Source organism: Lysinibacillus sp. OL1 (genome assembly GCF_004332175.1).
GTDB lineage: Bacteria > Bacillota > Bacilli > Bacillales_A > Planococcaceae > Lysinibacillus > Lysinibacillus capsici.
In genome coordinates, this window is record NZ_SJDS01000002.1 from 366,521 (window position 1) to 380,313 (window position 13,793).

Annotated in this window: 10 protein-coding genes; 2 read left to right on the plus strand and 8 right to left on the minus strand. The window is 38.3% G+C overall.

From position 1 onward, the window contains the following. Nucleotides 1–24: 24 nt before the first annotated feature. Entirely contained in the window at nucleotides 25–2,052 is a 2,028-nt protein-coding gene (locus EW028_RS06170) for a diguanylate cyclase domain-containing protein (RefSeq protein WP_048392897.1), read from the minus strand. Between the two features lie 542 nt (nucleotides 2,053–2,594). Here EW028_RS06170 and EW028_RS06175 point away from each other — a divergent pair. Next, nucleotides 2,595–3,143: a GNAT family N-acetyltransferase gene (locus EW028_RS06175; RefSeq protein ID WP_004230128.1), complete on the plus strand. Its 549-nt coding sequence runs from the start codon at nucleotides 2,595–2,597 to the stop codon at nucleotides 3,141–3,143. Between the two features lie 80 nt (nucleotides 3,144–3,223). Here the strand turns inward: EW028_RS06175 and EW028_RS06180 are convergent, their stop codons facing one another. Then, nucleotides 3,224–4,300: an undecaprenyldiphospho-muramoylpentapeptide beta-N-acetylglucosaminyltransferase gene (locus tag EW028_RS06180; protein ID WP_131520253.1), complete on the minus strand. Its 1,077-nt coding sequence runs from the start codon at nucleotides 4,298–4,300 to the stop codon at nucleotides 3,224–3,226. 171 nt (nucleotides 4,301–4,471) lie between these two features. On the opposite strand from EW028_RS06180, the gene EW028_RS06185 reads away from it, so the two are divergent. Further along, the gene (locus EW028_RS06185) at nucleotides 4,472–5,818 is read left to right on the plus strand and encodes an MATE family efflux transporter (protein ID WP_048392901.1); all 1,347 of its coding nucleotides are present in this window, start codon (nucleotides 4,472–4,474) and stop codon (nucleotides 5,816–5,818) included. A gap of 43 nt (nucleotides 5,819–5,861) precedes the next feature. Here EW028_RS06185 and EW028_RS06190 read toward each other — a convergent pair whose 3' ends face one another. The 6 genes from EW028_RS06190 to EW028_RS06215 form a co-directional block, all read right to left on the minus strand. Further along, nucleotides 5,862–6,938, minus strand: coding sequence for a Ger(x)C family spore germination protein (locus tag EW028_RS06190; protein WP_131520254.1), 1,077 nt, complete (start codon nucleotides 6,936–6,938; stop codon nucleotides 5,862–5,864). Continuing rightward, nucleotides 6,928–7,956, minus strand: a complete 1,029-nt coding sequence (locus EW028_RS06195; RefSeq protein ID WP_131520255.1) for a GerAB/ArcD/ProY family transporter — start codon at nucleotides 7,954–7,956, stop codon at nucleotides 6,928–6,930. Before EW028_RS06195 ends, EW028_RS06190 begins: the two co-directional genes overlap by 11 nt. After that, complete coding sequence (locus tag EW028_RS06200) at nucleotides 7,953–9,386, minus strand: spore germination protein (protein ID WP_131520256.1); 1,434 nt, start codon at nucleotides 9,384–9,386, stop codon at nucleotides 7,953–7,955. The genes EW028_RS06195 and EW028_RS06200 overlap by 4 nt, the downstream gene beginning before the upstream one ends. 121 nt (nucleotides 9,387–9,507) lie before the next feature. Further along, on the minus strand, nucleotides 9,508–12,462 hold the full coding sequence (locus tag EW028_RS06205) for an EAL domain-containing protein (RefSeq protein WP_131520257.1): 2,955 nt from the start codon (nucleotides 12,460–12,462) through the stop codon (nucleotides 9,508–9,510). 162 nt (nucleotides 12,463–12,624) lie between these two features. Continuing rightward, nucleotides 12,625–12,936 carry a helix-turn-helix domain-containing protein gene (locus EW028_RS06210; protein WP_131520258.1) on the minus strand — a complete coding sequence of 104 codons (312 nt, stop codon included), beginning with the start codon at nucleotides 12,934–12,936 and terminating at the stop codon, nucleotides 12,625–12,627. A gap of 102 nt (nucleotides 12,937–13,038) precedes the next feature. Then, a complete protein-coding gene (locus EW028_RS06215) occupies nucleotides 13,039–13,728 on the minus strand; it encodes a CAP domain-containing protein (RefSeq protein ID WP_048392912.1) in 690 nt (229 codons plus the stop codon). Nucleotides 13,729–13,793: the final 65 nt, after the last annotated feature.

The window sequence follows — 13,793 nt, forward strand, 5'->3', positions numbered from 1 at the left end:
AGGAAAACCTTGTGGACAGACTTTTTAGTGTATATCTGAAATGGAGAGGTTGTTTTTCCCCGACTCTTTTGATTTATATAATGCTTGGTCAGCTAAATCCATTAGCTCATCCAATGTTCGAGCATGGTCTGGGTAATAGGCAATGCCAATTGAAGCAGTTGGTGTAAAAAGATGGTCCTCAATCATCCAGCCTTCTGCTAATTCATCACGAATCCGTCGAATAATATGCATAATTTGATGATGTCTTTTTTCCTGATCTCTTGTTAAGCCAGTTAAGATGACAATAAATTCATCGCCACCTATTCGAATAACCATATCATGGCTTCGAACTGTTTTGTTCAAGGAACTGCCGAATCGCTGAATAAACGCATCGCCCGTCTCATGGCCAAAGCGATCATTTACTTCTTTAAAATCATCACCATCTATATAGAGCATCGCCACACAGGTTTGATTTTCATTTGCTTCTGCTAGGATTTTAGGAAACTCCTTTTCTAAAAAACGCCGATTAGGTAGCTGTGTTAAAGCGTCGTGATAGGCTAAATACAGCAAATCATTTTCCCTTTCTTTGCGATGTGTAATTTCACGAGACACCATCATAATTTGAGAAACTTTTTCACGTTCAGGGTCGTGCACAACCGTGACATTTCCTTCTGTCCATATCGGTGTTCCATCTTTCGCCTTCAGTAAAAGCTCAAACTGTGAATCTGTTTGCCCTGTATAATTATTCAAGAATGTTTGCCATTCGCCTTTACTTTCTCGATCAATAATGTCACTGTAAAACTGTCCTTGTAGCTCTACATTTTCATAACCTAAATAAATACCATAGGACGGGGAAGCATAAATAATGATGCCATCCTCATTTGTAATCACAATTAAATCATTTGTATTTTCTGTGATGAGTCTGAAAGTACGTTCAATATTTTTTAATTCTGTGAACATTCTTTTCTTATCCGTAATATCATAGTTAATGGTTAAAATTTGTTCGATTTGACCAAACTCATCTTTTAATGGAACGATGGTAGTTTCTACCCAGTAATCTGCATGATATTTCGTTCGATAGCAAAGTTCTCCACGCCACATTCCCATCGTGTCCAGCTTATCTTCAATTATTTGAAAAAGGTCTTGCCCACGGAATCGTGGTTCGATCAATGCGTAGGGCTGACCGATTAACTCCTCCGCCGTGTAGCCAGAAGCCTGTAAAAACATCTCACTCACTTCGGTAATGTTACCCTTATGATCTAATACAGCAATGGCTGTAGCTGAATTTAATGCAGATTTAAATACTTCTAGCCCGTGAGACTTCGAGCGTAATTCTGCTTTTTGTAAAGTAAATTGTGTAAAATCTTGCATGATAAGAAATATGGCAAAGGAATTATCATCCTGCATCACTGGTGATAGTGACAGTAAATACATGCGTTCCTGCTGGTCCAATGTATGCAATTTAATAAACTTCTCGCCAACGTTTTCCCCTCTTGCAGCTTTCTGCAAACAAATTTTTATTTGTTCAACTTCTTCCTTTGGAATAATCGGTAAATCCACAAACATTTTCTGTTTGACGGTTTCATTATCTAATTGAAAATCTTCCATAAAGCTTGAATTCACTTCGTATATCATTCCTTCAGCCGATAAAATGACTGTTGAGAAAAAGGCATGGTCAAACATGGACCGCATAAATAAAAATTTATCTTCAATACTGCGGTCATAAAGTATTTCCTTCGTGATGGCTAAAATATAGTCTTCGTTCTTATATTTCAACGGTCTGACGGATGTTTCATATTTACGAACCTCCGACTGAACATATGCATAATCTACATAGTCAACCTGTTTATGTTCTCTAATGGCCTCATGGTAATTTTTCTGAATGATCAAAAAATTACGCTTTGAGGTAACGGTCGAAATCATTTTACCAATCGCCTCATTCGATAACAGATCTTGAGCTGCTTGATTTAAGCGAATATATTGATAATCGTCCCCTACTTTTTTCACGAGAAAAACAAAATCCTTGCCAATAAATAATGAGTTAAAGAAATCTTCGCTTAAAATATACTCCATGCTGTCACCTCCAGAAAAGCCATTGCCATCATGATAGAAATGTTCGTATGTATGTGTTGTTAGATTAAAAATAATACTACTATTATAACATAAAAATAAAAAATTACCTTTCTAGAATCGTAAAAATTATATCCTTTTAAGGATAATATTTGATATATTACCTATTATAACAAGCCAACAATCCTACTAAAGATGCAGATAAATGATTAATATTAGTTAAAATTGATAGGTTAGTCTTAATGCTAAAAAACAACAATATTATGGATAATCACATTTCATTTATCAGAATTTACTGACTATTAAACTCAAATTTTGTTTTTTTACGAGCAAAATGATTGCATCAAGCAGTTTATATGTTATATTATATTTAAAAAACTAGCCTTTTTTCGGTATGGTCGAAATCAGTAAGACAGCGGGAGATTATGGAATATCATAGTTATAACGTCTAGTTCTTTGGGTTTTAATTCCAGTACGAATTTTAGTTTTCTTCTTTATGCTTCAACGGAATTGTTTTAACTACCCTAGTAAAGGAGGCGTTTCGTATGCTTAAACATCGAGACCTGCATGAATGTACAGAGCTTTATGAGCTATTATCACACCCTTCTGTATTCCCTTTTGTCCGTCAAAAAGCCACATCCGCTGATGAATATTGGTTTATGACAAAACAACTGATTGAAGAGGAAGCGAGAGGACTCGCTATCTCGAGGACCATAACTGATGATTGGGGTCAACCAATCGGCACCATTAGTATTCACGATGTGGAGGACGGTGCAGGCTTTCTAGGAACGTGGATTGGACTCCCTTACCAAGGTAAAGGTTATAATCAAAAAGCAAAAATGTTATTTTTGAACGAGTTATTTTTTGACTATAATTTTCATACGGTCTTTCTCCGTATACGTGTTGAAAATTTAAAATCACAGCGTGCTGCTTTAAAGCTTCCCTATGTGGTGAGTGCCAATGAAAGTCATCCAACATTATTAGCGCAGGTTAATAGCGGTGAGGCACAATTTAATTTATTTAAAATTCCAAAAGATTTATTCTACCTAACAACGGCACATCAAATGCAAGAAGGCGAAGAGCAAGCAATGTAGTGTGTATATATAAAAGAGAAGCTATAAGGTTTTGTCATTTCGACCTACCTCATAGCTTCTTTTCTTTTTTCAAATAGCACTTATTTCTTGTACCGTAAAATTAATGACGCCATTTCATCTGGTGTTTTTGGTTTTTGCGTTTTTGCCATTGTCTCCACCATTTCCACTTTACGCTCTGTTAGTGTATGAACAGACTTCATAAAAGATTCCTTTGTCAACTCGTCTTCCTGTAACACTTCTGCGTAACCTTGTTTTTTAAACAAGTTGGCATTTAAAATTTGATCTCCACGACTTTTTTGCGCTGAGAGAGGTACTAATAGCATCGGCTTGTGAAGCGCTAAAAATTCAAAAATGGAGTTAGAGCCTGCTCGTGACACAATAAAGTCTGCAGCATGCAATAAATCAGGTAACTCTGTTGTCACATACTCAAATTGCTTGTAGCCTGGCATTGCCTCCAGTGCTTCATCATAATTCCCCTTCCCACATAAATGAATGATGTGAAATTGCTTGAGGAGCTCTGGTAAGTTTTTACGTAGTGCCTCATTTAAGACAACAGAGCCTAAACTCCCTCCCATAACAAGTAAAACAGGCTTTAAAGTAGAAAAGCCGCAGAAAGCTAGCCCCCTTGCTCTTTCTCCCTCAAATAACTCAGGACGAATAATGGAGCCTGTGCAAGTAGCCTTCTCTTGAGGTAAATGCTTCAGAGTTTCTTCAAAAATTGTGAATACATGTGAAGCAAAAGGTAAGACTATTTTATTAGCAAGACCAGGTGTTACATCAGATTCATGGATGACGACTGGCACACCTGCTAATTTCGCTGCCATCACAACGGGTACAGAGACAAACCCTCCCTTTGAAAAGACAACCTGTGGCTTTACTTTTTTAATAATACGAAAAGCCTGCATCATTCCAGCAAGCACTTTAAATGGATCTGTAAAATTTTTCATGGAGAAATAACGACGCAATTTACCACTCGCAATGCCATAAAACGGAACATCGGGGAACGCCTCGCCAATTAATTCTTTTTCAATACCTTGCTCTGAGCCAATATAGTGGACATCATAACCAAGTTCTAGTAAAGACGGGAGTATCGCCTGATTTAACGATACATGGCCAGCTGTCCCACCACCGGTTAAAATGATTGTTTGTTGTTTCACACAAATTCTCCTATTCCTTAAAAACCATTGTAGTTAGCACTACTTTTTGTTTACAGTGTTCTATTTTACTATATGCTGACGAAAAGATATAGATGAAGCATGAAAATTTCAGCTTTTCTCTCTTTACATATGCTATACTTGTTCATTATGTTCATGAAGGAAGTAGAAAATATGTATCAAACATCCACAATTAAGGAAAAATACGTGCTACTCTTAAAAATGATTGTCCCTATTTTAGTGACACAGGTAGCTATTTATCTTATTTCATTTTTTGATATTTTAATGTCCAGTCGTTACGGGACGGTTGATTTAGCAGGTGTTTCGATTGGTTCCTCTATCTGGATGCCGATTTATACTGGACTTTCAGGTATACTCCTAGCTATTACGCCAATTGTCTCACAGCTTGTGGGAGCGAAAAAAGAGATGGATGCAAAAAAGGCAGTCCAGCAAGGCATTTATGTCGCCATATTGCTGGCGATCCTTATTTTTACAGGACTCTTCTTTGGCATTGATTGGATACTTAGTAAGATGAACTTAGAGTCTGCTGTACATAGCATTGCAAAAGGCTACATCTATGCGATGTGTGCGGGTCTTTTGCCACTTTTCTTATTTTTTGTTATGCGTTGCTTTATTGACGCCCTTGGTCAGACACGGGTCACGATGATCATTACCTTAATGACAACACCCATTAATATCGTGCTGAACTATATCTTTATTTTCGGCAAATTTGGTGCGCCTGAGCTTGGCGGCGTCGGAGCTGGTGTAGCGACAGCAATAACGTACTGGCTAATATTCATGATTACAGTATGGATCATCGCTAAACGAGTACCGTTCGAACGATTCCGTCTGTTTCATGATTGGCCTAAGCTTGAATGGCTTAGATGGAAGGAAATTTTATTGATTGGGGTTCCGATCGGTATTTCCCTATTTGCAGAAACAAGTATTTTTTCTGCTGTGACCATGATGATGAGTAATTTTAGCACAGAAATCATCGCAGCCCATCAGATTGCCATCAATTTCACTTCTCTGTTATACATGGTTCCGCTCAGTATTTCTATGGGTGTCACAATATTAGTAGGTTTTGAGATCGGTGCTGGTCGCATGCGAGATGCTCGTATGTATAGTTATCTATGTGTCGGCACAGCCATTTTATTTAGCTTTATATCAGCTTGCATCTTGTTTATTTTACGTGAACCTGTAGCACATATGTATACGACAGATCAGATGGTACTTGAGTATGCCGTACAATTTTTAGTCTACGCAGCCATTTTCCAGCTATCTGATGCGATACAAGCACCAGTACAAGGCGCATTGAGAGGCTATAAAGATGTAATGATCACGTTTATCATGGCCATTATATCTTATTGGGTGATTGGCTTGCCAGTTGGGTATACCCTTGCCACACATACGGATTTCGGCCCATTTGGCTATTGGATTGGCCTTGTGGCAGGTTTAACAATGGGCGCAATTACTCTTTTAATCCGCCTATTGGTTGTTCAAAAAAGAGTCACTGTTTAACAACAAAAAATCGCTTTTCTCTAACTTGAGAAAGGCGATTTTTTTAGCGTAAAACACCTGTACGAATGATTTTCACTTGAACAGACGGCACTAGCTGTAAGGATGCATAGATAGCATGCCAATCCTTCTGAAACATTTTGGGGTGATAAGCACGAATATATCGACCAATCCCCAACGTATCCGATTGCTGACCTTGAAGAATCCGCAAAACCTCCTCAAACTCTCCCTGCACATGATTTTGAATCAACTGCTGAACCTCCTTGAAAACGGGGTCTTTATATAAATGGTCATGTGCAAATTCCTCAATTTCTACCTCTATGAGATAATCCATGTCTATTCTTTTTAATTCCTCATTCACCGTCCATTGACGCTTGATATGAATAACATCAGCCGTGATTGGCATCGATTTTCCATCATGCTTCCACATATAGCTCATCCGCGCTTGTTTGCTAGGTTGATTCATTAAGAGGAGCATCGTGAGAGATTGTTTTGGTGTTAATATTGTACCCGTAAACGTTTGACCTGAGAATAAAGCGACACCTGCCGCAACAGCATGCTTTTTATCCTCACTTAACTGAATATACGGTAGTGCTATATCAATTGTCTGTTCAAATAGCATGGAGCCAACCGTCTGTAAATCTAATTTCGGAAAAACTGTATTTTCCTCTGTGCTTTCCATAAAACGTTCATAATAGCCTCCTGCCCCCCCTGCTAAATCCTTTGTTAGCTCTATAAACGGCTTGACATCCCCTTCTGTTACAGCAATTTTTATCGAAATCGGGTTTTGGGGATCACGAAAATAAATATCCAAAATATCATAAAGAGGCTCTCTTACCGTTTGATCCGATACAAGGATGGTCGATAGCTCAGATAAATCAAGTGTTTGTTCTACTTTTAAATTGGCTTGATTCCGTACATCTCTTGGTGAAATGCCGTCCGCTTCAATCACTTCATTTTGCTGAGCTGCTGTATTCGGATAGGCATAATATCCCTTGTATGCCCCTATATATCCGTCCACCCCAACGAGCGTCACAACGGAAGCGTTTTTATAAAGTCGTTCATCCCAACAGCCAGCTAAAAGTAACATGGACAAGAGGAGCATAATCCCTTTACGATACACGTTTTCCCCTCCATTTATTCCAACAAATTATCATCATTGGTAGTAGAATCGTAAATACAATGAGTACGTAGTGTATAGAATTTTTGATAAACTCAATGCGCTGAAATTGCATGACAAATAGCGGCAGGATGGCTAAGAGAAGATGAAAAAAAACAATACTTCGTTTCGGATGCTTCCGCTTTTTTGACAAATAAAGCACACGAAAGGACAAACCGTAGATCATGACCGTAACAATGGACCAAGAAAGCCAAATATAGATGAAAAAAATATCCAGCCGTTTTACAAAGTTCACTTCCTGTGATTTTAAAATATACATAATAGGCTCTGGTATTAGTTGAACCTCCTCCAAAGCAAAGAACATTTGTGTAAAGACAACCGAAATAAAATAAAAGATAAAAATGACGAGTTGATAAATCAATAAGGGCTTTCCCTTCACCTGTAAATCCTGTTTGAGAAATGGACGATAAAGAAGGTACATTTCAATCCCAAAAAAGGCATACATGCTATGAATCATGCCCGCCATGATTTGCCTAGTATTGTTCCACTCAACGGGAAAAAGATTACTCCACGTTAAATCTGGAATAGCCAGCATTAAAAAAATGACAAAGAGGAAAATGATAGGAATTAGCATGACACCAATATTGATGATGGTTTCTGGTCTAACTAAATTGGCATACAAAGATAGCCCTACAATCATCATGACAACAATCCATTCAGGTGTTTGGGGCAAGACCCATGAGGCCAGAACATACCCCATATAGGCAATTAATACAGCTGTTATTAATAACCAATAGATCAGATAGACCCAGCGAAAGAACCCATTAAAAAAGAAAAATTGATAATAGCGTTCAAAAAATAACAGCAAGCCGTAATGGAAGATGCTAGCAAGGAAGAAGACATACCATGCACTATGTTGGCTGTATATGATTAACGGTGTTTGAAAGGCAATGTAGACAACACCTGTCTGAATGATAAAGAGTAGTAAAAAAAATTGTGCCTTTGATAGAGAAAAATTCATGGTGTATCCTCATTTTTTCCCTTTTCATCCTTCGGTGGTTGAAAGGAAGTAACTTGGACTGTCGGTCTAATAAATGGCCAGCGTAAAAAAATTTTATAAACAGCTTTCGGTTGAAATGGTACGATAGGTGAAAAATACGGCTGTTTCAATGACGTTAAACTAATTAAATGAATTAATAGGAGGACAACTCCTACCACAATGCCTAAAAACCCAAATAATGAGGCAAGTAGCATAAACGGAAAACGGAGCATGCGAATCGTGCTATTCAATTCAACGGACGGGACAACATAGCTTGAAATGGCCGTTAAGGCGACAACAATGACCATTAAGTTCGACACGAGTCCCGCACTTACAATAGCATCTCCTATCACTAACCCCCCTACGATCCCAATCGTTTGCCCTACTGATTGTGGTAAACGAATACTTGATTCTCGAATGAGCTCCATAATAATCTCAAGTATCAGTGCTTCAATTAACGGTCGATAAGGTATATCATTAACATCATTTTTTACTTGATTACTTAATTCTAAGGGTAATACCTCAAAGTGAAAGCTAATTACAGCAATATAAAATGCTGGTAAAAAAACCGCCGTTACAAACGACAGTAAACGCACTATTTTATAAAAAGAGCCAACCACTACCCGACTATTATAGTCATCAGGTGTTTGATAGAAAGAGAAAAATGTCACAGGGCCAATCAAGGCAGACGGCGAAATATTGGTCATGACCACAACTTTACCCTCCACTAAGTGGGCTACCACACGATCTGGATGCTCTGTATTTAACAATTGTGGAAATGGCGATAACACGGAATCCTCTAGTGCATCACTTAACTGGCCAATGCTATAAAAATAGTCGATTTTAATGTCTGCAATCCGCTTTTCCATCTCTTGTAAGGTTTCAGGCTGAATAACCCCATCCATATAGAGATAATAAGCTTTAGTGCTAGTTTGTTGTCCAATTGTAAAAGATTTGACCACAAGAGCGGGATTATTCACTCGCTTTCGTATCAATGTTAAATTGGTATCCGCCCGCTCCACAAGACCCTCATGGGAGCCTCGCAGAATATGTTCATTGTTTGGCTCCTCAAGATTACGACGAACTTCATTGGTAATCGCTAACGTCAGCATTTTTCCCGTATCAGGCAAAATCACGAGCGTTTCACCTTGGCAAACCCGTTCAATCGCTTGCGGTAGCGCAAAATTATCGAGTGTTGTAAGTAGGGTTTCACTCCAAAAAGGTTTTTCTGTATCTAAACGTGCATAAATGGTATCCAGTATTTTTTGGACTTCCTTCGCATCAACAAGAGAAGCGTAAAAGCATAAAATAGCCGTGTCCCCTTCATGCCAATCTATTTGTCTGACGGTCAAATCCGAGGAATGGTAGAATGCTTTTTGTAGGCTTTTGATCATATACTCCACTTTATCCATAAAACGCCTCCTCTACTGGAGAGTATAAGCATTTTTCGTGTATTTCAAACGCTTAGTTCGTGTGATTCCACGCCATGAAAAAAAGATGCCCTCTAGAACATTTGGGCATCTTCATAATCAGCTATTTTTTAAAATAAGCTTCAATATCCTCATACATAAAGGGCGTTCCCTCTATTTTTTCATGGTGATTATGCAAGGCTGTCATTCGATTGATGATCGGGGCTAATTTTCCTTCATCCTCCTGCGTCAAATTAAAGGCGACGCCATAAGAATAGATTTGGTATTTTTCTTCTAAGGTCCATCTAAAAGTACCCTCTAGGTTAAATGATTGATTCATTAAAATAAAGCTAAATTTAAATTTCATCGTTTGATTAACGGGTAGCTTCAAAGAAGAGCGAATCTTCATGCCGCCTAAGCTAATATTTTCAATGATGATCGGGGTATGACCGATATTAATTTTTTGCTCATTCATTTCGATAATTGTCATGAAGCCCTTCACATAGGCCGGGAATTGAAAACGATAATATTTGCGTCGCTCCACCACAGGTTTTTTATGAACAATCGCTTTTTGTGGTGTTAAAATGCCTTGTGCCAGCATTTTTTCAAAGGCTTTCGCGGGAACAGCCTTCGTATAAATACTACCTTGCAAATAATCACATTCTTGCTGCTTTAAAAAGATAAATTGCTCGTAACTTTCAACTCCTTTTGCCACAACCTGAATACCAAGCATTTTGGCTAAATAAATCGTTGCTGAAATGAGTCCATTTTCAATCGGACGGTCATGACGAATTTCACGGATAAACGCTTCATAGATATGGAGTGTCGTTGGTTGGAATGTTCGCAATGATTCTAAGGAAGAGTAGCCTGTTCCAAAATCACCAATAGCAATTTTAACACCGATGTCTTGTAATTCTTTGAGAACGGTCATCACACTTGTACTATTTTTTAAGATGGTGCTTTCGCTAATCTCGAACTGTATATAATGCGCGTCAATCGAATTTACCTGTAATTGCTCTTGGACAAACTGAATAAAGCCCTTTTTCATCAGACGGATTGGCGATATCTTAATACTAATTGTTCGCAGCACATGCCCTTGCTGCTTCCAGTGCTGTAACAACGCACATGCTTTTTTAATCACCCAATCTGTAATGATGTGAATCATATGGTTTTCTTCCGCTAATGGAATAAATTCACCAGGTGACACAAGGCCCCATTCTTTATGATGCCAACGAATTAACGCTTCTGCACCGTTGATAACCCCCTTTTGCGGCTCCACCAATGGTTGGAAATATAATTCGAATTCCTCATTTAACATGGCTTGTCGCATATCTCGGTCTAACACATACTGTTTATAGGAAGTAATATCCTCTGTAAAGGCATAAATATGAAAACGATTCCTTCCCTGCTGTTGGGCATAGCATAAAGCTGAATATGCATTTTCTAATAAAATGTTTCTCGTTAAGCCCTCCTCTGGGTAAAAAGCAATACCAATGCTAGCAGATAGGTGCAAGCGATAGTCTTTTATCGAAAAAGGTGTATCAAAGGTTTTCAGTACACGGCTAGCCAGCGCGTAAATATGTTGCTTGCTCACATATTTTTTCATGACAATGATAAAATGCTGATTGTCTAAACGTGCCATGTAACTGTGATCATCTGTTAGTGTTGAAAAGTAGTTGGTTACCGTGCGCAGAAGCTCATCACCGATTTTCGTACCTAGCGCATTATTTAAGATATGAAAGCGGTTAATCGAAATATATAATAGTGCGAAGGGTTCGCCAGCTAAACATAAGGTATCAACTTTATCATGCAAGCTCAAGCGATTCGGTAAACCTGTCAATTCATCATAATACACTAAATAATTAAGCTTCTTTTCCCGTTCAATCTCCTTTGTCATATCAGTTACTAAGCCGAAAATATGGTTGACCTCTCCCTCCTGATCTAGTCTAGGCACAATTTGTTCCAGCAACCACTTTGTCTGATTCTCCCCCGTTAGGATACGATAAATCACTTGATAGCTTTTGCCTGAAGCGAGATGATCTGTATACGCTAATACCTCCTCACGATGTGCAGGATGAATCATATTAATCCATACTTCTGAGTCATCATAAAGCTTAGCTAATGGAATACCAAGAATTCCTTCCAATCCTTTAGAGGCGAACAGCATATTGCCACGAATGGAATCTCGCATCCAAATCCCTGCATCTAAATTGTCAAAGATCGAATGATAGTTGGCTAATGTATCATTTAGTGTTTTCTCAAGTAGTTTGAAAGCCGTTTCGTCTTTGACAACCCCAATCATCTTAAAGGGCTTGTCATCCTTCCATATGACTTCGGCGGCTGCCTGTAGAAAACGCAGCTCATTGGTTTTACCGTGATAAATTCGGAAGTCACTGTCAAAATTAGACCCTTTTCGCGCATGATTAAATGCATCATATGTCCTTTCATAATCATCTGGATGAATGAACTGGAAAACGTGCTCAATACCATCGTTATCTGAACGTGCAAAGCCAAAAATATGATAAAAGTTATCTGAGCAAAACAGTTTGTCATGCTGAATAAAGTACTCCCAGCTCCCAACTGCCGCAATATGCTGGGCGTAATTTAAATGCTTCTCATGTAGCATTAACTGATGCTTCATGGCTGAATACGTGGACATATCTTCAATGATTAAATAGAGCCCCTCCGCCTGATTGTCGTCATTTTTGATTGGTATAAACGTCAGTACGAGGCTTAGGTTTTGTCCTTGATGCTGTAGTCTTTCAATATCAATCTTGACCGACTTTCCTCGTAATGTTCGATTGAACGCTCTTTTTAATCGTTTATAATCTACATCAGTCAGAATTTTCTTGAAATCTTCCGCATGACTAGGTCGATATTGTAATAGCTCATAGAGTGCTTCTTGATTGACGTAAATAATTTCGCCATCTGCCGCAAACACTATCATCATATCGGGGTGATACTTGGCAAAGGACATGGCATATGAAAATAAACGATGGTCTTGAGCTGTTGCCAGCGCAAACGTATGCGGTCTTTCTTCTTTTGTAAAAAACTGCTTTAATAGATTCGGCTTTTTCATCCATCTCACCTCTCCCTACTTTTTACCCACTACTTATTTATCAATTCCCCCAAAATACAGTTTAAAAACTACTATTTATAAAAGAGAAAGAAAAGTTTCATCGACCGTTTTTCGCTGGAGAAGCACTCTTTTTTATTAGGGGATGCCCCTATCCAATTTTTCTTAAGGTACTACGATTAATTCCATATCCAATAGCCAGCGATCAATGGCTTGCTTTGGATAATAGACTTTGTCCCCTACCTTTACATGAGGGATTTCGCTTATGTAACTATTTGATCCATCTTGCACTTCTGTTAATTTTAGCACTTCCACTACACTGATTCCTAAATAATCAGCCGCCTCTTGCTGTGACAATAGCTGGTGTTGCACGGATTCCCTTGGCTGCTCTTTTAAACTAGTGGCGATGAGCCAGCTTCCTATTAAAAACGACACGGCTAATGAGAAAATCGCCATTGCTATGCTATATTGTTTCAATTCTATCCTCCCTTTCTCATCAAATTTTACCATTAATTCAATAAAAAAAGATGCTCTATAAGCCTTTATAGACTTATAGAGCATCTTTCTATTAATAAATGATTATTTTTGGATAAATTGTTGTGTCCAGTAGTTACCTGATTTCACATAACCTACACCGATGTGCGTAAATTTACCGTTTAAAATGTTCGCACGGTGTCCTGGTGAGTCCATCCACGCTTGTACTACTTCTTGTGGTGAACGTTGACCTTGAGCAATGTTTTCACCTGCAGCTTTATAAGCGATGCCTAAAGCTTTCATACGATCAAATGGTGAACCAAATGTTGGGCTCGTATGTGAGAAATATTTATTTGTTTGCATATCTTGTGATTTTTCACGAGCTGCAGCCATTAATTTCGCATCTGTTTGAAGTGGTGATAAACCAGCTTTTGTACGCTCAGCGTTTGTTAATTTTACTACTTCTTGTTCAAATGCGTCCACATCTGAAGTTGTTGTTGATGGTGTTGAAGTAGTTGGTGGTGTTGCTGGCTTTTCATTTTGTGATGATTGATTATTATTTGGCTTTGTTGGTGTTGTATTATTTGTTGTTGGCGTCTCATTAGATGGTGTAGATGCCTGTGGAAGTTTAATCGTCCACTTATGATTATTGTTTGACCATTTATAATAATAAACATTACAGTTTGTTGATTGCTGTACGGAATTCCCCTCTGTTGTATTTGCAGCAGCAGAAGCTATTTGAATTGGAGCTGCTAAAAGAAATGTTGCACAAATTGCAGTTAGTGTTTTTTTCATGTTTGCAATTCCTCCTTCTCTGCCACTAATCGTAAGGGATGATTTTCATTAAAATCTTACCAACA

Bases quoted from the DNA above. Each gene is read 5' to 3' on its own strand.
- EW028_RS06170 (WP_048392897.1), bottom strand. From the start codon at position 2,052: ATGGAGTATATTTTAAGCGAAGATTTCTTTAACTCATTATTTATTGGC.
- EW028_RS06175 (WP_004230128.1), top strand. From the start codon at position 2,595: ATGCTTAAACATCGAGACCTGCATGAATGTACAGAGCTTTATGAGCTA.
- EW028_RS06185 (WP_048392901.1), top strand. From the start codon at position 4,472: ATGTATCAAACATCCACAATTAAGGAAAAATACGTGCTACTCTTAAAA.
- EW028_RS06195 (WP_131520255.1), bottom strand. From the start codon at position 7,956: ATGAATTTTTCTCTATCAAAGGCACAATTTTTTTTACTACTCTTTATC.
- EW028_RS06200 (WP_131520256.1), bottom strand. From the start codon at position 9,386: ATGGATAAAGTGGAGTATATGATCAAAAGCCTACAAAAAGCATTCTAC.
- EW028_RS06205 (WP_131520257.1), bottom strand. From the start codon at position 12,462: ATGAAAAAGCCGAATCTATTAAAGCAGTTTTTTACAAAAGAAGAAAGA.
- EW028_RS06215 (WP_048392912.1), bottom strand. From the start codon at position 13,728: ATGAAAAAAACACTAACTGCAATTTGTGCAACATTTCTTTTAGCAGCT.